At 45.8% G+C, this 26,205-nt stretch carries 19 protein-coding genes; 10 read left to right on the forward strand and 9 right to left on the reverse strand.

Annotated features, from left to right (window positions below):
- Nucleotides 1-33: 33 nt before the first annotated feature.
- The 3 genes from C7475_RS23660 to C7475_RS23670 all read left to right on the forward strand — a co-directional run bounded on the left by C7475_RS23660 (nt 34) and on the right by C7475_RS23670 (nt 3,206).
- Nucleotides 34-1,404: an alkaline phosphatase family protein gene (locus C7475_RS23660; RefSeq protein ID WP_110055891.1), complete on the forward strand. Its 1,371-nt coding sequence runs from the start codon at nt 34-36 to the stop codon at nt 1,402-1,404.
- 83 nt (nt 1,405-1,487) lie between these two features.
- Nucleotides 1,488-2,093 carry a hypothetical protein gene (locus C7475_RS23665; protein ID WP_146217636.1) on the forward strand — a complete coding sequence of 202 codons (606 nt, stop codon included), beginning with the start codon at nt 1,488-1,490 and terminating at the stop codon, nt 2,091-2,093.
- 318 nt (nt 2,094-2,411) lie between these two features.
- Nucleotides 2,412-3,206 (forward strand): sulfite exporter TauE/SafE family protein, encoded by a 795-nt coding sequence (locus C7475_RS23670; RefSeq protein WP_110055893.1) that lies wholly within the window; start codon nt 2,412-2,414, stop codon nt 3,204-3,206.
- A 145-nt stretch (nt 3,207-3,351) separates the two neighbouring features.
- Here C7475_RS23670 and C7475_RS23675 read toward each other — a convergent pair whose 3' ends face one another.
- The 3 genes from C7475_RS23675 to C7475_RS23685 all read right to left on the reverse strand — a co-directional run bounded on the left by C7475_RS23675 (nt 3,352) and on the right by C7475_RS23685 (nt 7,534).
- Nucleotides 3,352-3,693, reverse strand: a complete 342-nt coding sequence (locus C7475_RS23675) for an MmcQ/YjbR family DNA-binding protein (protein WP_233259942.1) — start codon at nt 3,691-3,693, stop codon at nt 3,352-3,354.
- 396 nt (nt 3,694-4,089) lie between these two features.
- Complete coding sequence (locus tag C7475_RS23680) at nt 4,090-5,853, reverse strand: DUF885 family protein (RefSeq protein WP_110055895.1); 1,764 nt, start codon at nt 5,851-5,853, stop codon at nt 4,090-4,092.
- A gap of 304 nt (nt 5,854-6,157) precedes the next feature.
- Entirely contained in the window at nt 6,158-7,534 is a 1,377-nt protein-coding gene (locus C7475_RS23685) for a DUF1080 domain-containing protein (RefSeq protein ID WP_110056131.1), read from the reverse strand.
- Nucleotides 7,535-7,776: 242 nt separating this feature from the next.
- On the opposite strand from C7475_RS23685, the gene C7475_RS23690 reads away from it, so the two are divergent.
- The 6 genes from C7475_RS23690 (at nt 7,777) to scpB (ending at nt 16,712) form a co-directional block, all read left to right on the forward strand.
- Complete coding sequence (locus C7475_RS23690; protein WP_110055896.1) at nt 7,777-10,767, forward strand: TonB-dependent receptor; 2,991 nt, start codon at nt 7,777-7,779, stop codon at nt 10,765-10,767.
- Nucleotides 10,768-10,785: 18 nt separating this feature from the next.
- Nucleotides 10,786-12,399, forward strand: a complete 1,614-nt coding sequence (locus C7475_RS23695; protein WP_110055897.1) for a RagB/SusD family nutrient uptake outer membrane protein — start codon at nt 10,786-10,788, stop codon at nt 12,397-12,399.
- 185 nt (nt 12,400-12,584) lie between these two features.
- Nucleotides 12,585-13,166, forward strand: coding sequence for a DJ-1/PfpI family protein (locus tag C7475_RS23700; protein ID WP_110055898.1), 582 nt, complete (start codon nt 12,585-12,587; stop codon nt 13,164-13,166).
- 106 nt (nt 13,167-13,272) lie between these two features.
- Nucleotides 13,273-14,199: a WG repeat-containing protein gene (locus tag C7475_RS23705; protein WP_110055899.1), complete on the forward strand. Its 927-nt coding sequence runs from the start codon at nt 13,273-13,275 to the stop codon at nt 14,197-14,199.
- A 161-nt stretch (nt 14,200-14,360) separates the two neighbouring features.
- Nucleotides 14,361-15,251 (forward strand): ATP synthase F1 subunit gamma, encoded by an 891-nt coding sequence (gene atpG, locus C7475_RS23710; protein ID WP_110055900.1) that lies wholly within the window; start codon nt 14,361-14,363, stop codon nt 15,249-15,251.
- 150 nt (nt 15,252-15,401) lie between these two features.
- The gene (gene scpB, locus C7475_RS23715; RefSeq protein WP_110056132.1) at nt 15,402-16,712 is read left to right on the forward strand and encodes an SMC-Scp complex subunit ScpB; all 1,311 of its coding nucleotides are present in this window, start codon (nt 15,402-15,404) and stop codon (nt 16,710-16,712) included.
- 67 nt (nt 16,713-16,779) lie between these two features.
- Here scpB and C7475_RS23720 read toward each other — a convergent pair whose 3' ends face one another.
- The 6 genes from C7475_RS23720 to pheT all read right to left on the reverse strand — a co-directional run bounded on the left by C7475_RS23720 (nt 16,780) and on the right by pheT (nt 23,588).
- Nucleotides 16,780-17,592 (reverse strand): purine-nucleoside phosphorylase, encoded by an 813-nt coding sequence (locus tag C7475_RS23720; RefSeq protein WP_110055901.1) that lies wholly within the window; start codon nt 17,590-17,592, stop codon nt 16,780-16,782.
- Between the two features lie 205 nt (nt 17,593-17,797).
- Nucleotides 17,798-18,397, reverse strand: a complete 600-nt coding sequence (locus C7475_RS23725) for a DUF1080 domain-containing protein (protein WP_110055902.1) — start codon at nt 18,395-18,397, stop codon at nt 17,798-17,800.
- A 118-nt stretch (nt 18,398-18,515) separates the two neighbouring features.
- Nucleotides 18,516-20,081, reverse strand: coding sequence for a ribonuclease Y (gene rny / locus C7475_RS23730; RefSeq protein WP_110055903.1), 1,566 nt, complete (start codon nt 20,079-20,081; stop codon nt 18,516-18,518).
- Between the two features lie 376 nt (nt 20,082-20,457).
- Nucleotides 20,458-20,751, reverse strand: coding sequence for a cell division protein ZapA (locus C7475_RS23735; protein ID WP_110055904.1), 294 nt, complete (start codon nt 20,749-20,751; stop codon nt 20,458-20,460).
- Between the two features lie 20 nt (nt 20,752-20,771).
- Complete coding sequence (locus tag C7475_RS23740; protein ID WP_110055905.1) at nt 20,772-21,080, reverse strand: hypothetical protein; 309 nt, start codon at nt 21,078-21,080, stop codon at nt 20,772-20,774.
- A gap of 75 nt (nt 21,081-21,155) precedes the next feature.
- Nucleotides 21,156-23,588, reverse strand: a complete 2,433-nt coding sequence (pheT, locus tag C7475_RS23745; RefSeq protein WP_110055906.1) for a phenylalanine--tRNA ligase subunit beta — start codon at nt 23,586-23,588, stop codon at nt 21,156-21,158.
- 983 nt (nt 23,589-24,571) lie between these two features.
- Here pheT and dnaB point away from each other — a divergent pair.
- Nucleotides 24,572-26,149 (forward strand): replicative DNA helicase, encoded by a 1,578-nt coding sequence (dnaB, locus tag C7475_RS23750; protein ID WP_110055907.1) that lies wholly within the window; start codon nt 24,572-24,574, stop codon nt 26,147-26,149.
- Nucleotides 26,150-26,205: the final 56 nt, after the last annotated feature.

The raw sequence follows: 26,205 nt of genomic DNA on the forward strand, positions 1-26,205 counted from the left end.
TTTTGACCCACATATCCTAACGGCGCCACAATCATGAAAAAGACAGTAGTAATTGATGTAGTAGGGCTATCTTCTTCCCTCATAGGTGCGCACACACCTTTCCTGCAGGCTTATGCCAAGCGGCAGCATTTGTCAACAATAAAGCCAATGGTACCAGCTGTGACAACAGCCGTACAGAGTACCTATGTTACGGGCCAATGGCCGGCAGAACATGGTATTGTCGGCAATGGCTGGTACGACAGACAAGACAGTGAAATTAAATTCTGGAAGCAATCAAACAAGCTGGTAGAAGCTCCTAAGATATGGGATAAAGCCAGACGTCTTGATCCCTCCTTTACCGTCTCTAAAATGTTCTGGTGGTATAATATGTATTCTACCGCCGACTATTCAGTTACTCCCCGTCCGCAATACCTGGCCGATGGCAGAAAGGCACCGGACTGCTATTCTCATCCGGCCGACCTGCGCGACCATCTGCAGAAGGAACTGGGTACATTCCCGCTGTTCCAGTTCTGGGGGCCGGGAGCTAACATCAAATCAACTCAATGGATAGCTGATGCGTCCATGCTGACAGATAATTTATACGATCCGACATTAACACTTATCTACCTCCCTCACCTGGATTACTGTTTGCAGAAATTCGGACAGGACTTTACACGTATCAGTAAAGAGTTGGGTGAAGTCGATGCGGTATGTAAGCGGCTGGTTGAGTTTTATGAGAAGAAAGGATGTGAAGTGATCATTTTGTCTGAATACGGTATTACCAATGTCAATAATCCTATTCATCTGAACCGTCGTTTTCGCGAGGAAGGGTTGCTGCAGATAAGGGAGGAAAGAGGTACTGAACTGTTGGATCCGGGTGCTTCAAAAGCATTTGTAGTAGCGGACCATCAGATAGCACATGTATATGTAAATGATCCCTCTGTATATAAAAAAGTGCGCAGCATTGTAGAGAATACACCGGGTGTTGAACTGGTGCTTGACAGGGCTGGTAAACGCGAGCATCAGATGCATCACTCCCGTAGCGGTGAACTGGTGCTTGTAGCCGACGCCAATAGCTGGTTCACTTACTATTACTGGCTGGACGATGCCAGAGCGCCTGACTTTGCCCGCCTGGTAGACATCCACAAGAAACCGGGATACGATCCTGTGGAGATGTTCATGAATCCCGCTGATCCTCTGATCAAATTAAAAGCAGGGTTTAAGTTACTAAAGAAAAAACTGGGCTTCCGGTATCTCATGAATGTGATACCATTGGATGCGACCCTTATCAAAGGCTCTCATGGGCGTATTTCTGAAGATCCGGCTAACCATCCTGTATTGATATCAGGTAGTGTACCTGCGGGGCAGCAACTGGCTGCTACGGACGTTTACGGGGTGATCTGGAATACACTGACAAGAAAATAACATAAGGTCCGGGATCAGTAGCTTTCTAAGATGCTGATCCCGGATTATCCATTTCCTCCGTATATATACCAAAACACTACCCCATGAAACAACTCTTCCTGCTCTTATGCATGGCTCTGCATGCACTAATGTTATCAGCACAAGAAAACTCCTTCCTCTATCAACAAAACAAAGAACGGATCAACCTGACTAAAACCGCCATGCTGGTACTTGGAGGCTGGGGCGTAGCAAACATTGCCACAGGCCTGATCGGTAATAGCACAGCCGGCGGAGAAGCAAAGTACTTTCACCAGATGAATGCTGTGTGGGGAGTCGTAAACCTGGGGATTGCTACTGCCAGCTATTTCGGTAATAGAAAGTTGAATCCGGGCAAATACAACTGGCAGGAGAGTGTACAGGAACAACATAAAATAGAAAAGATCTTTCTGATCAACGGCGCCCTGGACCTGGCTTATATGGCAGGCGGATTGTACCTGCGGGAACATGGAAAGCGAAAGCTTATCGGAACGGGGCATGACCGCTGGAAAGGATACGGTAATTCGTTTATTATGCAGGGCGCTTTCCTGTTGCTATTTGACGGTATAAACTTTACGCTGCATCACGCACATGGCAAAAAGCTATTCCAGCGATTTGACGAGCTGCAACTGAGTGTTGCACCGGGCGGTATAGGCATGGTCTATAGTTGGTGATATTCCCCCATATCTTCTCTTTTTACCTTATTATAGTGAACTTATTCAAATCATAGATTTAGTAGGCTGGATAGGTTATACACGGGTGTAAACCGCTGCTGTCGAAATTATTACCTAAGGTTATCCGCGATAACTTTTAGTAATAGTGACACCTTGTCCGGAATTTTGTTGAACCCGTACCAGTACTGTAGTTTTGGGTTGTCCTTCCATTTAAAGCATCGATGTTAACTGAAGAGGATACCTGTAATTCACGCATACCAACCATTAATTAAAGCAGCATCGGCTCAACACCAAGGCCTGTTTGCTGAAGGAAGTTTTATGATCACATTATTGCAACAGACCGATTATCTGGTCGTTTTAGTTATTGGCGTTATTGTAGGCTATCTGTCCGGTTTACTGGGCAAAGGAGGTAGCGCAGTCAGTACGCCGGCACTGCAGATCTTTGCAGGTGTAAACCCCTTCTATGCGCTGGCATCTCCATTGCCGGCTGCTATTACCAGTACTATTTCCGCAACCACCGTTTACAGCAAACAGAAACTATTCAACAGGCAGGTTATCATTACCGGCGCCTTATTCGGTGTACCTGCTACGCTGGCGGGGGCATGGTTCAGTAAGTTCCTGCCGGGAGAAACATTGATGATCCTGACGGCATTGTTCATCGTATCAATAGGAGGCTCTTTATTGTACTCTTTTTTGCGGAAGAAGGAACGTGAGGAGGAAATTTCCTGCACGGCAGCATCTGTACAAGGTAATCATACAATGATCGTGATGGCCTCTCTGAGTATTGGGTTATTGTCAGGGTTACTGGCAAATGCAGGCGGTGTATTGTTCAGTTCTTTTTTCATTAAAAAGCTGCACATGCCTATCAAACAGGCACTGGCTTGTTCAATCGTATTATCAGCATTATTATCGATACCGGGAGCGCTGGCACATTGGTGGCTGGGGCATATTGACTGGAGTATCGCTCTGTTATTGTCACTGACGGCAATCCCTTCATCTTATCTGGGGGCTAAAACAGCGGTGAAAATGAAGTCGCCGTTACTGGAGAAATTGTTTGCCTGTACCCTCATCATATTTGGGGTCTATGACATTATTTATACACTCTGGAAATAACCTACAGGGGACATGGGGACACGCTAGATGTAGAGAAACACAAATGGCTCGCCCTGCGAGCCATTCTTTTTAAATATTTTATACGCTGCCAGGCGCTATACGCAGAAACTCCCCGTGTAACAATAGCACCGATGTATTACTACGTTTATACTCTTTCTTTTTGAATTTTAGCCCGTTCTTCCGGAGGTAATGTACTCACCACAAGATCATACGCATTTTGAAGAAGTGACTGCAATTCAGATACCGGCAACGTATCCAGTGATCTTATCTGTACCCAGTGATAACGCGCCAGGTAAGGGGCAGGCACTATCCCTGGTTGTGAAATAAGGCGGTGAAAATCTTCCTGTCGGCATTTTAATGACACCTGGTGAGGAGGCGTTTTACAAACCATGCAGAATAACTTTTCTCCTACGGAGAAGCGCAGATCTTCGTCCCATTTTTCTTCCTGTGTTACAGCAGGAAATGCAAGACAGTAATTAAGGGTCATGTCAAACATAATACTGGCAGCTTAAAAGTTAAAAAATCTTAGAGTGGAAAATATAAAAGCAATCAAAAAAGTTGAAACAACAAGTAATGGTAAGGTCGTTGATTGTCTTCTTACTCCAGCTTTTGCCAGACATGCAGGTCTGTTCCGGATATGTTGTTTTCTGTTGTGTATAACTGATATGGCAACTAACCTAAACCCTTGAGGTACCCGACATATTTCTACTATAAATTTAAGTATCTTTTTGCAAAGCCTGATGTATATTTTTTGTTAACAACTGATACAGACAACTCTATAAACGGGTAGTCCACAGACGATGATCACCGAATTTATTATAGTTTAAAAAAACAGAATAAGTTAGTGATTATCATCTATGGACTACTATCAATTATGGATGAGTTATTTAAACCTCCGGGCCATTTTTTCTTCCAGCACACTCAGGGGTACACAGCCATCTTTTAATAGTTCATCATGGAAATTTTTAATACTGAATCCAGTAAATTGACTGTATTTGTTCCGCAGTTCACGGATCTTCAGTTCACCGATCTTATAAGAAAGTGCCTGGCCAGGTATCGCCATATAACGTTCTATCTCGGCGACTGCTTCAGGTTCACTAACCGGTTCATTATCCATCATGTATTTAATGGCCTGTTCTCTGGTCCATCCTTTAGCATGCATTCCCACATCGACTACAAGCCTGATAGCGCGGTGAATCTCGTCTGACAGGTGGCCGAAGTAGCTGTAAGGATTGGTATAAAGCCCCAGGTCGCTACCCAGGCTTTCGCAGTAAAGGGCATAGCCCTCTCCATAGGAACCTATCCAGTTAAAGCGGCGGAACTTCGGAAGGGAGTCGTTTTCCTGCTGGATGGAGATCTGGAAATGGTGACCAGGGATGGCTTCATGGAGGAAGAGGCATTCCATCCCGGTATAATTGAATGTAGCAGCATTCAGGATCGGTACATAGAAAACACCTGGACGGGAACCATCGGAGCTGCCCTGTATATATTCGGCGCTGGCGGAGGCTGCGCGGAAGGCTTCTGTCTGGCGTACTTCAAATTTTGTTCTGGGCAGGTGACCATACAACTGGTTTACGGCTGGCATGATCTTCTGCTCAATGGCCCTGAAAGAATCCAGTACCTGCGAAGGCGTTGTGAAAATTTTAAACTGCTTATCGGTACGGATGAAGTTAAAGAAAGCAGGCAGGTCGCCGGTAAAGCCGGTGCTGTTCTTTACAGAATCCATTTCCCTTCTGATACGGGCCACTTCTTGTTCACCGGTAGCGAATATCTCATCCGGTGTAAGGTTCGTGGTAGTCCAGAATTTGATCAGGTAAGTGTACCACTCTTTACCCTGGGGGAGGCCGTCGATGCCGGTGCTCGTCCGCGTCCTGGGCAGGTATTCTTTTGTTATGAACTCGTGCAGTTTTGCATAGGAGGGAAGCACATATTGTTCAATAGCAGCCTTATAGGCGATGCGCAGGTCTTGTTTGCCCATACTATCAAGATCTGCAGGAAGGAGCCTTAACGGTGTGTAAAACACGTTGTTAGTATCCTTTTTGGCGAGGTCGGCAAGTTGAGGGACCACTTTTACAGCCAGCGCTTTGGGTAATACATATCCGAGAGACATACCACGGCGCATGTTTGCAATGGCTGTATCGCTCCATTCTGCAAAGCTTTTCATTCTCAGAATGAACTTTTCGTAGTCTGCTTTGTTCTTAAACGGCTGGGCACTGGTACCCGAACCAAATTGGGGGAGTGTGAGGGTAAGCCCCCAGAACTGCTGAATAGGCATCAGGTTGTCCGGAAAGCGGAGACCTTCCTTACCTACGGATATTTCCCCTTGCAACATGGAATAGCTAATCAGGTCATTATCATTCAGTACTGCAGTATCAATTCCCTGTAAGGCCTCCTGATAGCGGTTATAAAAGCTGTCCAGTTTTAAACGGAAACGATCGCTGATGTCGATCTGGAGCGAACCGTCGTACTGATGTTCCCCATTCATGGTAGCTTCCATGGGAAAGAGCTCCATTCTTTCATCATAGTAATGTTGAACAAGGTGGTGTAGAGAATCCCGGGTATTGTTTTCCGCCTGTTTATGCGGTCCTGAGCAGGATGCTGAAAATAGCGTCACTGCCAGCAAAAGGGTTTGGTTTGTCTTGGGCATGTGTTGCGATTAGATGATGGTAAAGTATTTTATTCCTGATATTAATAGCTTTCCGGGAAGAATAAACATAAAAAAAACACTCCGAAGAATCGGAATGTTTTATATAGAACAGTGAACAATGAAAACTCTTTCATCAGTTGATAAGCCATTATTATAAATTTATAGTAAAGGCAAGTAATTGATTCCGTGATACTTTGTTGCACAAACCTGAACAATACGGAGCTTACTTCTATCAACCCGCCTGACCGGACAGACCGGCAGGCGAATGCAAAATTAGCTTAATTAACAAACAGAACTTGTTAACCTATCTTAAATTTTTGATTTTTATGCTGCGGAATGACACTGTATTGCCGTGGTCTTGCAATAAAATGTGTCCTTCGGGCCACAATCCAAAGTTATTCCAATTTTTATATTTACTGATCGCTACCAGGTCTTTAAATTCTTTGGAACCCCTTTCGTACTCGACCATTTTGAAACCATTCAACCAATGTTCAACATGGTTGTTGGGATATACAATTATACGTCCTTTATTCCATTCTCCAATTTTCTTTATTGCGGCCTTATTCAGATCAGTATTTTTCCGTGGGATCAGGTCATACAGAGAAGACAGGGTCCTGTTACCATCACGGCCCAGTTTTGCATCCGGGTGACGCTCATCGTCCAGTACCTGAAATTCCAGTCCTATAGCTGATTTGCCCTTTGTATCGTAATCTTCTTTTACATCATATTTCACACCGCTGTTAGCACCTTCAGTAAGCTTGAAATCAAATTCCAGCTCAAAAGCACCGTATTCTTTGGTGGTTACGATGTCTCCGCCAGAACCCATTTCATCACCGTTAGACTGATGGATAGACAGTTCGCCGTTCTCCATGCTCCAACCGGTGGTCGGGAATTTGTCCTGGTTTACCCTGCGCCAGCCATTGCTGGTCTTACCATCCCAGAGTAATTCGAAACCGTTCTTTTTTTCCTGGGCAGATACGTTGTTAGGAAGATCGTTTACAACATATATGTTGTCGTATGAGGAATATTGAGAAGGAGCCGGATTTTCCATGATGCGGATATTGCGCCAGTGGATCTGTTTTCCTTTATCGTCTTCTTTATAGATCTGATGTACCTGTAAAGCGATAAACCCTTTCAGAGTAACATCATCGATCAGGTGAGCAGTAGGAACGCCGTTAACCCAGGTGCGGATCTCCGGACCACGGCACTCAATACGGTATTTATTCCAACCTTCTTTTTTAAATGCAGTTTTACCTTTAGGGTTCAGTTCCAGCGGATACAACCATCCACGGCGGGCTTCATCATAAATACCACCGCTCCATGCACGGTCGCTCGGATCTACTTCCATCTGGTACCCATGCACACGGCCATTATTATATTCAGGTTTACTTTCACTTCGGAACTGTATGCCGTAATTCATAGGAGCATCCAGCTTCAATTCAAGTTCAAGAATAAAATCACCGTATTGTTTTTCTGTAGCCAGGAAGGAGTTCGGGCTGCCGGCCACAGACGTGCCATTGATCATCCCGTTTTTCGCATCATAAATTGCTGTCCCGTTTACTTCTTTCCATCCATCCAGCGTTTTGCCATTGAACAGGTTTTGCCATTCTGCTTTTTTCTGCTGGGCACCAGCGAAGCTGCTTATGAGTATGGCACTGCATACTAATAACGTGTTTTTCATAACCATGACCTAAAGTACTCTTAAAAGTAAATAATGATAACTATTTATTCAACCGATTGCACAAATTTTATGATAAGCGGTATTATTTCGGGTTGATTTTATGCAATCGTTTGCAATTTATGACTAATCTACTTAACTTGTACTACCCCATCCTCTGAAAAATGTTTTAGAAAAACCTGATGAAAGAAATAAACTATTGATTTTCAGGGAGGTGTATTGTGATACAAATTAAAATTCTACGTATGAAGAACACGTTATCGAAGGCGGGCGCGTTACTGCTATGCCTGCTCCTTTATGGGACATTTATGAGCGCCCAATCCATTCCTATTAAAGGTAAAGTGACCGGACCGGACGGTAGCCCTATTATCGGTGCCTCTGTTTCTGTAAAGGGGCAAAAGACGGGAACAGTGACCGATGTTTCCGGCCTCTATAAATTAAACGCTCCAAAAGATGCTGTACTGACAATTTCATTTATCGGCTATCTACAGCAGGAAGTGCCAGTGAACGGCAGAGCAGACATTGAAGTGAAACTGGCTGAAGATCAGAAGAAACTGGACGAAGTAGTAGTTGTTGGTTATGGCCAGCAAAAGAAAAAGGATATAACCGGTGCTATATCTTCTATTAGCAGTAAAACGATCATGGAAGTTCCGGTGACCAACGCACAACAGGCGCTTCAGGGAAGGACGCCAGGTATTGATGTACTGAATAACAGTAATAAACCAGGTGATGAACCACGTGTCAGGGTTAGGGGAACACGTTCTTTATCCGCTGGCAATGACCCGCTTTATGTAGTAGATGGAATTCCGTTTGCAGGTAATCTGAATGACATCAATCCACAGGATATTTCTTCTATGGATGTACTGAAAGATGCTTCCGCTACCGCCATCTATGGTTCACGCGGTGCAAATGGTGTAGTACTGGTAAGCACCCGTAAAGGAAAGATCGGCAAACCTCAGGTGACCTATAGCGGTATGTATGGTATTGTTAACACACTTGGCAGGACCGACATGATGGATAGCAAGCAATACCTTGCTATGAAAAGAGAAGCTAACCGTACTGCCGGACGTTACAACGATAATAATCCCGATTCATCCGATGCGACCATTTTCACTCCACTCGAACTGGAAAATATTAAGAAGGGTGTAAATACTGATTGGCAGGATCTTATGTTGGATCCGGGATGGCAAACCCGCCACTCAATAGGTGTAAGCGGCGGTACTGAAAACACTAAATATGCCGTGACGGGAGGCTATTTTAAAGATCAGGGCGTATTGAAACTACAAAGTTATGAGCGTTATAATCTGCATGTCGCCGTTGATCAGATGATAGGTAAACGTGTAATGGTAGGTGTTTCCTCATTGGCTACCTTTAGTACCCGCAAGGGCGCTACCTACAATGGTATGAACGCTGCCCTGAAAATGCTGCCTATTGCCGCTCCCTACGATGCTTCAGGTAAACTGATTACCTATCCTACAGGAGATAGCCAGCAACCAAATGCCTTGCTGGATTATGAAGATGGTAACCGTGTTGAAAGATTGTACCATCTCCGTCTCTTCAATAGTGTGTATGGTGAGGTAACTATCCTGGACGGTCTGAAATACCGCCTCAATCTCGGTACTGATGTACTGCAGGATAACAATGGTCTTTTCCAGGGTAAAAAGAACACTGACCTGCTTATTGGTGGAGGAGATGCAACGGCCAGCAAACAGAGCCAGTTAGTATGGGCCTATACAATAGAAAACCTGCTGACCTATAATAAAACGATTAAAAAACACTCGCTGAACCTCACCGCATTGTATAGTGTACAACGTCAGCGTGAAGATAGTTCCACTGCTTCTGTAAGAGGTATTCCGGTTGAATGGCAGGAATATTACAACTTAGGCCAGGCAGCCACAGTAACAGGTATTGGCAGTCAGCTCGGTACTTGGACCATCCTGTCTTATATGGGACGTTTGAACTATGGTTATGACGATCGTTATCTCCTCACACTGACTTTACGTGCAGACGGTTCTTCCCGTTTTGCGCAGGGACATAAATGGGGATACTTTCCTTCTGTAGCGGCAGGCTGGAATATAACCAGTGAGGAATTCATGAAAAATATATCATGGATCGAAAACCTGAAAGCACGTGTTAGTTACGGCCGTATTGGTAACACTGGTATCCCGCCATATGCTACGCAAGGCTTGTTAGGACGTGCGCCTTATTCCTTTGCCAATAAAGGTGGAATAGGATTTTCTCCTATCATGTTACGTAATCCTGATCTTACCTGGGAAACCACGGCCTCTGCTAACTACGGTATCGACTTCAGCTTTTTCAAAGGAAGACTTAGCGGTAGCATCGATCATTATAAACAGAAAACAACCGACCTGTTGTTACAACGTTTCCTGCCCTTTAGTAACGGTTTTAACTTTGTGTTAGAGAACAGGGGTGTTACCCAAAATAAAGGCTGGGAAGTAGGATTATCCGCTATCATTCTGGAAACGAAAGGAGGATTTAGCTGGTCAACAGACGTGAACTGGTTCATGAACCGTGAGAAGATCCTCGCGCTGGGTGAAGGTAAGACACAGGATGTCGGTAACGGATGGTTCGTAGGACAGCCAACTTATGTGTATTACGATTACAAAAAAGTAGGCATCTGGCAGGACGAAGCCTCTGCACAGGTATATAAACAACACCGGGGAGAGATCCAGTTGGCAGACATTAACAATGATAAGAAACTGGACGATAAGGATCGTACCATCCTCGGTTCACCACAGCCTAAATGGTCCGGTGGTATGACACAGCGTTTCGCTTACAAAGGTCTTGACCTGTCAATAGTTGCGTTTGCCCGTATGGGTAGTATGGTTAAGAGTGATTTCTATTCTACGTTTAATACGCTCTATGGCCGTTACAATAACCTGGATGTGGATTACTTTACACCAACGAACCATACTAATGGATTCCCTCTTCCGAATTACAACCAGGAGCGTCCAAACAACTACAATACCTTGAGCTACTTTGATGGAGATTTCATCAAGATTCGCAATATCACACTGGGATATTCCATACCTGCAAGCACGGTGAAACGCTGGAATATGCAATCGCTCCGCTTCTCAGTGGATGTAAAACAACCGTTGATACTCGCTCCTTACAGGCAGAAGTATAAAGGGATAGATCCGGAAGACGTGAACACGATCGGTGTGGATGCTCCGGCTACCTGGATGTTACAGTTTGGTGTTAATGCTACTTTTTAATGCTTCAAAAAAAATCTTATGAGAAATATATGCTGGTTCCTGTTCTTATGCGCATGCATTGCAACAGGGTGCAATAAAATGCTGGATGAAAAGGTGGTATCATCTGTTACTGATGATTTCTATAATACACCAGCCGGTTTCCAGAGCGCTGTGAACGGCGGCTACGCCGGTCTTCGTGCCTTTTACAGTACAGAACGCGGAATGACAGTAAGCGTGTTCGGTACAGATACTTACACCAATGGATCTGACGGTGATTTCAAGTTCGTCAATCAATATACTTCACAACTTGATCCGCGATACGCACATCTGCGTGAAATCTGGAACGCTTTTTATCAGGCTATCAACACCTGTAACGTGGTTGTTGACAGGGCTGATCAGGTCCCTGATCTGGATAGTGCCGCAAAGCGTAAGGGGATTGCGGAGGCGCGTTTCTGCCGGGCCACTTATCATTTCCTGCTTCTTCAGATGTTCGGCGCTGTACCGCTAAGATTAACAGAAAATAAAGAGATCGTTACAGAAGCACACCGTGACCCGGTTGCAGACATCTATGCAGCAGTGCTGGCCGATCTCCAATATGCCGCGCAAACATTACCTGTAACACAGGCGGAGTGGGGTAGGGCTACCAAACCTGCAGCTGAACACCTGATGGCCAGAGTATATCTGACCAGGGCTACTTCTGCTGCAAAAGGAGCAAATGATTATGATAGTGCTGCTACCTATGCTACCCGTGTGATCTCCCAGTACGGTATGCAGTTATTGCCCGATGTAGGCCAGGTGTGGGCACAGGGTAAAGAAAATAGTGCAGAAACTGTTTTTGCCGTACAGTTCACTACAGATGCTTTATATAATTATCCGGACAATAATGCCTGCCGTTTCTTCCTGATGCAGTACGATGTACTGAGAGGTATGAAACGCGATATCACAAACGGTACGCCATGGAAGCGTTTCGCTCCTACAAAGTTTCTGCTGGATACTTTGTTTGGTGAACGTGTGCATGATACCCGTTATCAGAAATTCTTTACTTCCGTATGGTTCGCTAACGACAATAAGGATAATCTGAAAATAGGCGATACTTCTGTTTTCATGCCCGGTTATAATGTGACCGAAGATGAAATTAAAAGTAAGAAGTATCAGCTGGTACCTCCACGTAATTACACGGAACGTTTATATCCTTCTCTTAACAAATTTGCTGACGCCTTACGTCCGGACAACCAGGCTTCCGGTGTGCGTCCTTTCATTGCTTTCCGCCTCGCAGAAGACTACCTGATTGCAGCAGAAGCATTGATGTATAAAGGTGAAAAGGGCGCTGCAGTAGACTACATCAATACACTGCGTATGCGTGCTGCGCGTGTCGGTGCTAATGAATCGGAAACAGCTGCACACCGTGAAGCAATGAAGATCTCGGAAGCACAGCTGAATATAGACTTCATCCTCGATGAGCGTGGCCGTGAACTGGTGGGTGAGCAGCAACAGTGGTTTGACCTTGTACGTACCAATAAACTTCTGGAACGTGTACGACTGCACAATCCGCAGGCCGGTCCTAACATTGAAACCAAACATATGCTGCGTCCTATTCCGCAAGACCAGATAGACAGGACAAGCAATGAATTCCCGCAGAATCCCGAGTATTGATCTGCATCATAAAGGCTCTTTCACCGTGTATCGTTACTGAGTTACTGGTTGTAGTAGTCAAGGTGTAGTACTTACACGCGCAAATATTTCCCTCATGAAGATCCAGCGGCTCCGGTAGTATAGAGTTAATACTACCGGAGCTTTTTTTTGTTAACTTTAGAGACACCCAAAAAAATCCCCTACTCATGTCACAACAAAAGATCCTTTTCCTTACAGGAGACTACGCAGAAGATTATGAAACAATGGTGCCTTTTCAGATGATGCAGATGGTCGGACATACCATTCATGCCGTTTGTCCGGATAAGTCGGCAGGTGATAAGATCATCACAGCTATACACGACTTTGAGGGAGATCAGACCTATAGTGAAAAGCGGGGACACTACTTTGTGCTGAATGCTTCTTTTGCAGATGTGCAGGTATCTGCCTACGATGCTTTAATGATAGCAGGAGGAAGAGCTCCGGAATATCTGCGGTTGAATGCAAAGGTGATCGATATTGTAAAACAGTTCGCTGCTGCAGGAAAACCCATTGCCGCTGTTTGTCATGGCATACAGATCCTGACTGCTGCGGATGTAGTAAGAGGCAGGACCCTGACAGCCTATCCTGCGGTAGCGCCCGAGGTAACACTGGCAGGTGGAACTTATGCTTCCGTGAACATTGACGAAGCAGTAACTGACGGTAACCTGGTAACTGCCCCTGCATGGCCGGCTCACCCGCAGTGGATCGCCGCTTTCCTGAAGGTATTAGGTACCAATATCCAATTATAGCCGACTTATTATTGATCCGTTTGTATAGTGCCAGTGAGGTATTTACATATTTATTATATTGAAATGCCTCTTTTTTTGTTACTTTTGGCAGCATAATCAGCTACCTATGAAAAAGTGTTTTGTTCTGCTATCCCTGCTGTTGCCGGCTGTTATGGGCTATTCCCAGTCATTAACCCCTTCCGGTAAAACAGACGAAGATTCCCTTCTCCTGGTAAAAATTGAAAAGGCCGGTAAGTACGGATTTGCCGATACGGCGGGAAAAGTTGTCATAGCACCTGTATATGATGTCATAGGACCTTTCACTAATGGTCTGGCGGTTGTGAAAAAGAATAAAAAGGCTGGTTTCCTGTTACGCGATGGTAAGACCTCTTCCCTGAAATATGATTCTGTATGGCTAAAAGAAGGGCATCCTATGGTAAAGCTCAGTGGTAAGACCGGTATGCTCGACAGCCGGGGCAAAGAGCTCGTATCTCCTAAATATGATGATGTAGCTGGCCTGCGGGATGGTTATATTTCCGTATTCACAGGTGGCAAATATGGAGTGCTCAATTCAAAGGGAAAGACGGTCTTAAAGCCTGAATATGAGCGCCTGGGGTTCGTTACAAATGCCAGTATGCTGGTGTATATAGGTGGTAAATGTGGCCGGGCAGACTTGGCAAAAGGCAAGGTGGTAATGACGTCTTATGAGAAAGTAGGTCCTTTCAGAGATGGAATGGCCTGGGTAAGAGAGGGCAAGAAGTTCGGGTTTATAAATATAAAGGGAGAACTGATCATTCCACTGGTATACGACTGGGTGGGCAATTTCAACGAAGGGCTGGTAGCCGTGGCTACGGACCATAAATATGGTTTCATCAATAAAGAGAACCAGGTAGTTATACCTCAGAAATACGATAAGGCATACACTTATTCCAAAGGCAGAGGTATCATCCGTCTGAACGGCCGTATCGGGTATGTGGATAAAGATGGTAAGGAGTCCTGGCCTGAAGCACAGGCCGGCCCGCTGGAACCAGCTGAAGCAGCCAACAACAAATGATAATGACCGGCTCCGCCAGGAGCCTTATATTTATAGCTCTTGGGGGGGAATGTTTTGTGAGACATGCTCAAATAGACATGTTTTTTATTACCTTTGCAGCCAAATTGAAAAGTCCCCAGGGGCCTAATTATCATTCAAAATAAAGTAATACATAAAACATTATGTCCGGTCAGCTTAAAGAAGTTCGCAACCGTATAAAGTCAACACAGTCTAACCTGCAGATCACAAAAGCCATGAAAATGGTAAGTGCTGCCAAGCTGCGTCGTGCACAGGATGCTATCTTGCTGATGCGTCCTTATGCGCTGAAACTCCAGGAGATGCTGCAAAACATCGTTTCCAACAGTGAAGGAAGCATTGATCTGGCTCTGGCCGCACAGCGCCCGGTCGAAAAGGTGCTGTTGATAGTGATCACTTCTGACAGGGGATTATGTGGTGCTTACAACTCTAACCTGATCAAGCTGACCAAGCAGGTGATCCGTGAGAAATATGAGGAGCAGTTTGCCAAAGGTCATGTAGAGATACTGCCTATCGGTAAAAAAGGGTACGAGCACTTTTTAAAGAATGGTTACAAACTGAACGATACTTTCTGGCAGTTGTTTGCCCACCTGGATTTCGAACATGTTAAGCAGGCAGCAGCTTTTGCAATGGATGGTTTCGTTGCAGGTAACTATGATGCGGTAGAGATCATCTACAGCGAATTCAAAAACGCTGCTACTCAGCGTTATGTATCTGAGCAGTTCCTGCCGGTAGCCCGCGTGGAAAGTAGCACTGACCAGAAGAACTCCAGCCGTGCAGATTTTATCTTCGAACCAGAGAAGAAAGCCCTGATCGCGGAACTGATGCCTAAGATCCTGAACACTCAGCTGTACAAGTCAATGCTGGATGCCAACGCTTCTGAGCATGGCGCCCGTATGACCGCAATGGATAAGGCGACTGAGAATGCGAACGAACTGTTACGTAGCTATAAGATCTCTTACAACCGTGCACGTCAGGCTGCGATTACGACCGAACTGACTGAGATCGTGAGCGGTGCTGCAGCATTGGAAGGTTGATCATAACAACTTATACACATCGAATTAACATCAAAATATTTTGATTTCTTCATAAAGGTCAAAGGCTGTATTTTCGGTCTTTGACTTTTTTCTTTTGCAGACGTGGTAATGGCTTTAGCCTTCCCGCACCTGAATACTGAAAACCGGATAATGGAAATCTCACAGATCATACCGCACGTAGAATCGTTGATATTTGCCGCAGACAGACCTTTGCCGCTGCTGGAAATACTCGACCTGTTGAACAATGCATTGGCCTTCCTGGAAGACCGTGCTTCTCTGGAACAGGTGGAGACCGCTCTGGAGGCTATCAAGGAGAAATACAGCACTGAATTCTATCCTTTTGAGGTAAGAGAAAGCGGTGGAGGCTACCAGTTCCTGACCAAAAAAGAATATTACCAGACCGTTGCACAGCTGAACGGGGAGAAATTCCTGAAACGCCTTTCTACAGCAGCGCTGGAGACCCTGGCAATCGTTGCTTATAAACAACCGATCTCCAAAGGGGAAATAGAACATATCCGTGGTGTAAGTACCGACTACTCCATTCAGAAACTACTTGAAAAAGAACTGATTGTCATCTCCGGTCGTAGCGAAACCCTGCCGGGCAAGCCACTCTTATACGCCACCTCCAAAGCCTTCATGGACTATTTCGGACTGAACTCTCCGAAAGACCTGCCGAAACTGAAAGAGGTATTTGACGATGAAGGTATACAGCCTACGCTCATTGGCCTGGGGAATACAGAATCGCCTGATGATGATGGACTGAACATGGTCGTATCTGAAACAGGTGAACTGGTGGAAAGAGAAACACCTGACAATGAAGAGCCTAAAGCCGGATTAAATGGCCATCATGTGGATACACCTGAAGAAATTCCTGTCGTAGACGAAGATATACCGGTTGATGACGTACAAGATGCTGATGAGAATGAGCCTGCCTCAGAGGGTGCAAGACTGACAATCGTAGGTGGTATCCCTGCGATAAATGAAACTGAGCAGGAATCTGAGGAAGAGAAAGATGTTGTAAATAACGACAATGAAGCCTCTGAAGATATCAGTGATGAAGACGATAACACTGACGAAGACGACGATAACGCTGTTGCGACAGACGATGATATAGCTGCTTTCCTGGAAGCTGCCGCAGATCTGGGTCCTAAAGATGACGATGAGGAAGATGAAGAGGACAAGGATGATGAGGATTTAGACGAAGACGACGAAGAAGATGATGAGGAAGACGAAGATGATGAGGAAGATGATGAGGAAGATGAAGATGAAGATGATGAGGACAGTGATGAAGATGATCTGGACGAAGACAACGACGATGAAGAGGAAGATGACGATGAAGAAGAGGATAAAGATAATAAAGAGGAAGCCGTAGATGATGAAGGTTTCTACAAAGATGAGGATGAAGATTTTGGTGATGAGGATGATGAAGAGGACGATGAAGACGACGACAACAGGAAATAGTCCTTACAGATATTTAAAAGCCGGTCAGTGCATAATAGCATTGACCGGCTTTTTCAATTATATAAGTTTATAGATTACTCACTACCGCTGCAAAGATCTCACTCAACTTCTTATCCGCAGTTCCTGCTACAGCAATGATCTCTTCGATAGACACCGGGTGCAGGTTGTCAGGATCACATTCGTCTGTAATCACAGAAACTGTCGCACATGGCAATTGCAACTGATTAGCTACGATCACTTCAGGCACGGTGCTCATGCCAACAATATCGGCGCCGATAGTACGCAGATAACGGTATTCTGCCCTTGTCTCCAGATTAGGTCCGGTAACGGCTGCATACACTCCATTGGTATGCATCTTATGCCCCAGCACAGATGCTTCAGCTAATAATGCTTCACCCAGCACAGGATCGTAGGGACGGCTCATGTCGGGAAAACGGGGGCCGAATTCAGGCGAATTAAGACCACGAAGCGGATTATCTGTCTGAAGATTAATATGATCATCCAGGAGTACCATATCGCCTTTGGAATAGGCTTTATTGATACCACCGGCAGCGTTGCTCAGTAACAGATGTTGAATGCCGAGGGCTTTCATGACACGGATCGGGAACGTGATCTGCTGCATAGTATAGCCTTCGTAGTAATGGAACCTGCCCTGCATGGCAATAACAGGTGTGTCGCCAATATGTCCGTAGATCAGTTGTCCTTTGTGGGATTCCACAGTCGATTCCGGAAAGTGCGGGATCTGGTGATACGGGATACTTTTCTGGACCTTGATATGATTGACCAGTTGACCGAGGCCGGTTCCCAGCACGATGCCTACGCGGGCAGGCTGGAGGTCTTTCAGAAAGGCTGCTGCGTCTTTTATTTGCTGTTGAAGCATGGTTTTATCAATTACGAATTATCAATGACAGTTAGAGCAGCGAAGGTAACAGGTAATTCTTTATTGCCGATTGACATTCGTCAAATAGTATAGGCGGGTTAGTTTCCGGGGGATGATCAGGAACGTTTACAAGCATCCGCCGTAAATAAAAACAGCGGTGAGACACAGTCTGAAAAGTGCCTCACCGCTGTTGAAGTATGATGTCTTAGTCTAAAGTCGTAATGGAAAGATTCTTCCACCTTACTTTGATGCCTCCGCCGGAGTGGATCTGAAGTGCGATCTGACCATTGGCGCCGCCGATCTTTTCATCGGTGAGCTGGATCATTTCATGACCATTCAGGATAGTAGTAACACTATTACCTTTTACGATCACCTTCATCGTATTCCATTGCCCCTCTTTCAGATATTGTTCTTTATCGGCTGAAGGCTGGATCAGCCATCCGCGGCCGTAAGATTCGTATATACCTCCGGTATGGCTGCCTTTCGGTGCTACTTCTGCCTGCCAGCCGGTGATCTTTGTACCTTCAATGGAGGAGTGGAAGAACACACCGCTGTTACCATTGGCCTCCTGTTTGAATTGTACGGACAGTTCAAAGTTTTTGAATGACTGATTGGTAGCCAGGTAACCATATTCCTTATCAGGACCGCTTTCACAAACGAGGTTACCGTCTTCTACATACCATTTCTCGGTACCATATACTTTCCAGCCTTCAAGGTTTTTGCCGTTGAAGAGGGATTGTTTCTGCGCGAAGAGGAAAGGACTACCCATGAACACGGCCGCAGCCAGCAAAAAGAGTTTTTTCATTTTTCAGAACGGTTTAATAACTAAAAAGAATACGTGGTACTTAAATGTAAGAAACTAAAAATAAAAAAGGCGTCCTGTTTTCAGGACGCCTTTTAAAATAGGTTATACAGTTGTCAGTTTAGCGCGCTACGTTCACGGCACGTTTCTCACGGATCACGGTTACTTTGATCTGACCAGGGTACTGCATTTCAGTCTGGATCTTGTTAGCGATCTCGAAAGACAGACGGTCAGCGTCGTTATCTGTTACTTTATCACTTTCAACGATCACGCGCAGTTCGCGGCCTGCCTGGATAGCGTAAGCTTTTTCCACACCATCATGGGCGAGGGCCAGGTTTTCCAGGTCTTTGATACGTTGCAGGTAGCTCTGCATGATCTCACGACGAGCACCCGGACGTGCACCACTGATGGCGTCACAAGCCTGGATGATAGGGGAGATCACATATTGCATTTCCATTTCATCGTGGTGCGCGCCGATAGCGTTCACTACCGCAGCGTGCTCACCGTATTTCTCAGCCAGTTTAGCGCCCAGCAGTGCGTGGCTCAGTTCAGTTTCTTCATCAGGTACTTTACCAATGTCGTGCAGCAGACCGGCACGTTTAGCCAGTTTAGGGTTCAGACCCAGTTCCGCAGCCATTACAGCACAAAGGTTAGCAGTTTCTTTAGAGTGCATCAGGAGGTTCTGACCGTAAGAAGAACGGAAACGCATCTTACCTACCAGACGAACGAGTTCTTTATGTAAGCCATGGATACCCAGCTCGATCACAGTTCTTTCACCGATATCCATTACTTGTTCTTCCAGTTGTTTCTTAGTCTTTTCTACTACTTCTTCGATACGTGCAGGGTGGATACGTCCGTCCTGTACCAGGCGTTGCAGGGATAAACGGGCGATCTCACGGCGTAATGGATCGAAGGAAGACAGTACGATCGCTTCAGGGGTATCATCTACGATCAGGTCAACACCGGTAGCGGCTTCAATAGCACGGATGTTACGTCCTTCACGGCCGATGATCTGGCCTTTGATCTCGTCGCTTTCCAGGTTGAACACGGTAATAGCGTTCTCGATGGTCTGCTCGGCAGCAGTACGCTGGATGGACTGTATGATGATCTTTTTAGCTTCTTTGTTTGCTTTCAGTTTAGCATCCTCAATAATTTCCTGGATGTGTGCCAGCGCCTGTGAACGGGCTTCTTCTTTCAGGCTTTCGATGAGCTGGTGACGGGCTTCTTCAGCGGTCAGGGCAGCTACTTTTTCCAGGCGGCGGATATGCTCTTCCTGGTGTTTCTCCAGTTCAGTACGTTTTATGGCAACCAGTTCCATCTGACGGTTGAGGTTTTCTTTGATCGCCTCGTTCTCCTGCATCTGTTTCTGAAGGTTCTCGGTCTTCTGGTTCAGTGTCTGCTCTTTCTGTTTGATGCGGTTCTCTGAATCTGCTATTTTCTGGTTACGTTGTAAAACTTCTTTCTCGTGCTCACTTTTCAGCTGGAGGAATTTTTCTTTTGCTTCCAGTAGTTTGTCCTTCTTCAGGTTCTCTGCGGTAAGTTGTGCTTCGGATACTATTTTCTGTGCCTGTAATTCTGCCTCTTGTATTTTATGTTGAGTGTTCTTGGCAAAAATCACCTTACCTAACAAAATACCTATGATCAAAGCCACTACTGCAGCTATTGTCGACATTAAAATAACTTCCATACAAAAATTTTAATACTTGATTTATGTTGCATTCTTTGCCATATCCCATTCCGTGGAAAAGGTAAAGGGTTTAGAACTTGATTCGCGAAAATACAAAAAAGAACGTGCGAAACGACGGAACGACGTGCTGATATGCAGATGTGTGGAAGCTTACAGGAGAACCCTATAGTCAATAAGTGGATAAAGCGTTGATTACCTTAGTAATATGTTGTAGTTTTATTTCAATACGTTACTAGCTGCTAATCTACTTTTTCAAAATTATTTTAGAGCATCACAGATCTGTTTCAATCAGAAATCTAAGCTGGGAATCAGGAATGGTTTCATACACGTTCAGCTCACTGTTCCGGTCTCCTGCCTGCTTAATTGCTGATCTTTCTTACTTCAGCGAGTTGTCCAGCAGCGCTTCGAGGTGCTGTAACTTCTCTTCCAGGAATGGCGCCAGGCCAGCCTGTATCTTCCCACCGCTTGTTACAGGATGGGTGGCGTACATGATAAGGACCATCGCAATATAGTCCTGGAGGTCTTTACCGGCGTACGCTGTTTTGAATTCAATGATCTTTTCGTTCACTTCCTTCATGGTACGGCGTACTTCCTCTTCCTCTTCCGGCTTTATCTTAATGCGGTAAGACCTGTCGGCTACCACAATATTTATGGGAATCAGCGGTTCCATGTTGGTGGATTTGGTTTTAACTAGCTGTTTAACAGTGCGATACAGCGATCGATCTCTTTGATATAATCATTGATCTTGTTTCGCATTTCCTTTCTGAATTCTTCGTCATCCTCCCGGTTGGACGGCGACCCCTGGGTAGCCACGGCCATTTTGGCCAGATGTAGCTTGTTTTCCAGATTAGCGATCGTTTCCTCCTGGGCTGCCAGTGTTCCTTCCTGTGCCTGCAATTGCTCTTTTAGCAATACATTTTCAGCCTGCACCTGCTGTAGCTTTTTTAACAACAAATGGAGCTTATCGTCTATCCTTTGTATGTACTGCTCTAAAGCCATAAAAGTTAATTCATTGATCGGGAGCAGGGAACCAGGAATGATTTCGGATGACTATCCCCGATTCCCTGTTCCTAATTATTTCCTGATTTCCGCCTGTAACTGTCCTTCGAATGCTTTTACCAGCTTATCCATTACCGCGTCAATTTCCTTATCGGTAAGGGTTTTCTGTGCATCCTGGAAGGTGAAGCTAACGGCGTATGACTTTTTATTGGCGCCCAGTTTCTCACTCTCAAAAACGTCAAACAGGTTCAGTTCCTGCAGCAGGGAAGACTTCACTGTTTTAGCGGCAGCTTCCACAGCAGCAAATTTTACCTGTTTGTCCAGTACGAGGGCGAGGTCACGGCGAACAGCCGGGAACTTCGGTATTTCTTTGTAAAAGTTATCGCTTTTTTGCAGTAATCCCAATACAATCTTCCAGTTGAAGTCGGCAAACAGTACCTGTTGCTTAATATCGAACTGTTTCAGTTTCTGTGCATTAACAGCGCCGAGCACTACTACCGGCTTGTTTTTTACACTGATCTGCCAGCCGTTCTGCAGGGAATCGTTCTCTGCTTCTGACCACTGCAGACCTGTGATGCCTAACTGTTTGAACAGGTTCTGTACATAGCCTTTCAGGAAGTAGAAATCTACCGGTTCAGCCTTGTGCATCCAGTTTTCCGTTCTTTTCTGGCCGGTCATGTAGAGGCTCAGATGAGCAGTTTCTTCATATTTCCCTTGTTCCTTAACAGCATATGTATTACCGAATTCGAAGAACAACAGGTTGTCATTACGACGGTTCAGGTTGTGTGCAACACTTTCAAGGCCGGTTTCCAGCATGGAAGGGCGCATCACGTCCAGGTCGGCGCTGAGGCTGTTGATCATTTTCACGGTATACTCCTGCACCTCAGGTGTAAAATACTTACTATTGGTGATAGAGTTGGTGAAAATCTCGTTAAATCCGTTGGATGCCAGGTAGTTAGCCGCTTTCTCACGTACTCTTTCCGGATCTGGCTTCAGATTGGCGGAAGGAGTGATCAGTACCTGGGAAGGAATCTCGATATTATCCAGACCATCAATACGCATGACTTCTTCCACGAGATCGGCTGGAATGCTGATGTCAGGTTTGCTATAAGGCACGCTTACCCGCAGTCTTTCCGCATCTTTTTTGAGGATGCCGAAGCCCAGGCTGCTCAGGATATTCACAATTTTATCTTCCGGATAAGCCTTTCCGCTCAGTTTATGGATGTAGTTAAAGCTGGTTTCTACTTCTGTTTGTGCCTTTGGTTGTGGATAAACATCAACCACTTCAGAAGCAGCCTGACCGCCGGCCAGTTCGCAGATCAGTGCGGCAGCGCGCTGCAGTACATAGACTGTAGCTGAGATGTCTGTACCCTTTTCGAAACGGGCGGCCGCGTCGGTGCGGAGGCCATGACGGAAAGAGGTAGGGCGGATGCTTGCCGGGCTGAAACAGGCGCTTTCCAGGAATATGTTGGTGGTAGCGTCTGTTACACCGGAATGGAGTCCGCCGAAAACACCGGCAATACACATTGGCTCACTTTTACCGTTACAGATCATCAGGTCTGCGGCGTCCAGTTTGCGTTCCTTTTCATCCAGCGTTACAAAAAGCGTGTTCTGTGGCAGGTTCTTTACGATCACCTGACGACCGTCGATAGCGTCGGCGTCAAATGCATGTAACGGCTGACCGGTTTCATGCAGGATGAAGTTGGTGATGTCCACTATATTATTAATAGGGCGTACACCGATGGCCAGCAGTTTATTCTTTAACCAATCCGGAGAAGGGGCGATCTTCACACCAGTGATGGAAATGCCGCTATATCTTGGACAGGCGTTTGTGTTTTCTATAGTCACACCGATCTGAAGCGGAGCTGCTGCTTTGGGCAGGGTGGTCAGTTCTGGTGCTAATGCTTTGTATTTCAGTGTGTTTTCGCTATTATTCAGGTAAGCGCACACATCTTTGGCAACACCCAGGTGGCTCATTGCGTCCATCCTGTTGGGGGTCAGCCCTATTTCATACACCCAGTCCTGAACAGGTTTAAATACGTCCCTGGCAGGAGTACCTGGTACCAGGGAAGGGTCCAGTACCATGATACCGGCATGGCTGCCGCCGAGGCCGATCTCATCTTCTGCACAGATCATTCCATGGCTTTCTTCCCCACGGATCTTGGCCTTCTTCATGGTCAGCGGTTCGCCGCTGGCAGGATAGATGGTAGTCCCGATAGGCGCTATTACTACTTTTTGTCCGGCGGCCACGTTAGGGGCCCCGCAAACGATATGCAGCGGTTCGCCACTGCCTGTATTTACTGTAGTTAATCTCAGTTTATCGGCATTAGGATGGGGAGCTACGGTCAGTACCTCGCCGATCACCAGTCCTTCGAGACTGCCTTTTACGGACTCGAATTGTTCCAGGCTTTCCACCTCGAGGCCTATACGCGTCAAGATAACAGATAGTTCCTCCGGCGTAGGTTTAACCGGCAAATAGTCACACAGCCAATTGTACGAAATAGTCATTTGTAAATTTATATAAGTGCCGTAAAGTTAGTGTAAATCACGAATAGTCCCTATAGCCGGGAAGGAATAGCGGGAGGGAGGGGGAAAAAAGGGAAAGTACGCTTTATACATGACGTATACATGCTTCATACATGGCGCATATACGACGCATCGTTGGATATAAGGCGAAGTTTTCAGCCCGGATCCGGAGATCATATTAGCTTTTTTTTATCGTTAACCGTAAGCCAGGGTATTACCGGGCAGTCATCGCTTATACATCGCTTATGTATCGCTCATCCTACGTTCATCTTACGTTCATGAACGTAAGATGAACGTAGGATGAGCGATACATAAGCGATATATAAGCGGTATCTAAGCGACGTTTCGTCCTGAAATAGGTTTACAGTTTTATAGTGAGGATCAGGATTGACTTAACAGATAATTGTAAATTCAGTATGGACTTTGCAGATGCACAATTTAAGCTTTACATAACAATTTAAGTTTTTATACCCCTTCGCGGATTGATTTTGCAGATAAATTGGGAAAGTATCCAAGCCGGCCCGGGGATTTCCAGTTCCTCTGCCTCTTTTCAATAATCACACCAGTTTATACCGCTAACCCGGACGCGAAAACGACGGAAACGTTTCCAAAGAGGAAATGTGCAAATCATCAAGGCTTATGTGTGAAACTTTTTTGCACATTGTTTGTGAATATCCTGACCTTTGCATGGGGATAGTGTGTGAATTTGGTGGATAATGAATCGATAGTCAGTGCATAACTGTCATTTTGCGGGTGCATAACCTGTGCATGTCACCTTATAAATTATATACCCAGGCAAACTTTAGAAAATGGAAAATTGCGGTTACCTTAGTTTGAAAGGCCCAAAAAAGTTTACAATTTGATAAAACGGGAGTAGCTCAAACTGGTACAATAAAATTGTAACAACAACTAAGGACGCCACGACTTTTAACTTTTTGATTAACAGACTAATCACGAGAATATAAATGGATCTCAATCTAAAGAAAGACCGCAACGTACGCCGTAAGCCGTCCGTTGACGTATCTACCATGATGTACGGCAAGATTCCTCCGCAGGCGAAGGAGATGGAGGAGGCTGTACTGGGAGCCATTATGCTGGAAAAAGGAGCATTTGACACGGTGGTAGAGATATTGAAAGGGGAGTGTTTTTATGTAGAAGCGCATCAGAAGATATTTACGGCTATGACTAAGCTGGCGGGAAAATCCATGCCGGTGGACATCCTGACCGTTGTGGAGGAACTGCGTTCAATGGGCGAACTGGAAATAGTGGGCGGCCCATATTATATTACCCGGCTGACCAATATGGTGGTTTCTTCCGCCAATATTGAGGCGCATGCCCGTATCATCCTGCAGAAGTTCATTCAGCGGGAACTGATCCGCATATCCGGAGAGATCCTGAGTGAGTCCTACGAGGACACGGCAGACGTGTTCGACCTGCTGGATTCCGCAGAAAGCAAACTGTTTGAGGTTACCAATAACCACTTACGTAAGAACTACGACAGTATCGACCGCGTATTGGTGAACACCATGAAACGTATCGAAGACCTGCGTAACCGTGGAGACGATATCACTGGGGTGCCTTCCGGCTTCCCTTCACTCGATAAGGTGACCTATGGCTGGCAGTCGACCGACTTGATTATCATCGCGGCACGTCCTGCGGTGGGTAAGACGGCTTTCGCACTGAACCTGGCCAGGAATGCCGCCCTTCACCCCAGATTCCCGAAAGGAGCTGCGGTGTTCTCCTTAGAAATGTCGTCCGGACAGATCGTACAGCGTATCCTGTCTGCGGAGTCAGAAATAAAGCTTGAAAAGATCACCAGGGGTAAACTGGAAGAGTATGAAATGAAGAAGCTGATGACCCACGGTATTGAACGCCTGGCAAAAGCGCCTATCTTCATAGACGATACCCCGGCACTGAACATCTTCGAGTTGCGTGCAAAAGCCAGAAGGCTGGTACATAACCACGGGGTAGGGGTGATCATCATCGACTACCTGCAGCTGATGAGTGGCAGCGCCGATGGAAAGGGTACGAACCGTGAGCAGGAGATCAGTAAGATCTCCAGGGACCTGAAAGGGTTGGCGAAGGAGCTGCACGTTCCGATCCTGGCCCTCTCCCAGTTGAGCCGTGATGTGGAAAAGCGTAAAGACGGTAACAAGATGCCGCAGTTGAGTGACCTCCGTGAATCTGGTGCGATCGAGCAGGATGCCGACATGGTAATGTTCCTGTACCGTCCTGAATATTACGAGATCAATACCAATGAGATGGGCGAATCCAACAAAGGTGAAACCCACGTGCGTATAGCGAAACACCGTAACGGTCAGCTGGATACCATTAAGCTGCGTGCGGTACTGGAATTCCAGCGTTTCGAAGACGATGGTAGTCTGGAAAACCCTGGCGGCGGCGGTGGTAGCAGCAATGCATTTGCAGGATTGCGTGGTGGTGGCGACAGCGGCGCTAACGATGAAGCGAAACTCTATATTCAAAAGGGTTCCAAGATGAACGATATGACCTTCGATGAAGGATTTGAAGATGCTCCTTTTTAACTAAACAGATTCAGTAAAATACTGAAAGGCGCTCCTTCAAAACGGGGCGCCTTTTT

The organism is Chitinophaga sp. S165 (assembly GCF_003182155.1).
Lineage (GTDB): Bacteria > Bacteroidota > Bacteroidia > Chitinophagales > Chitinophagaceae > Chitinophaga.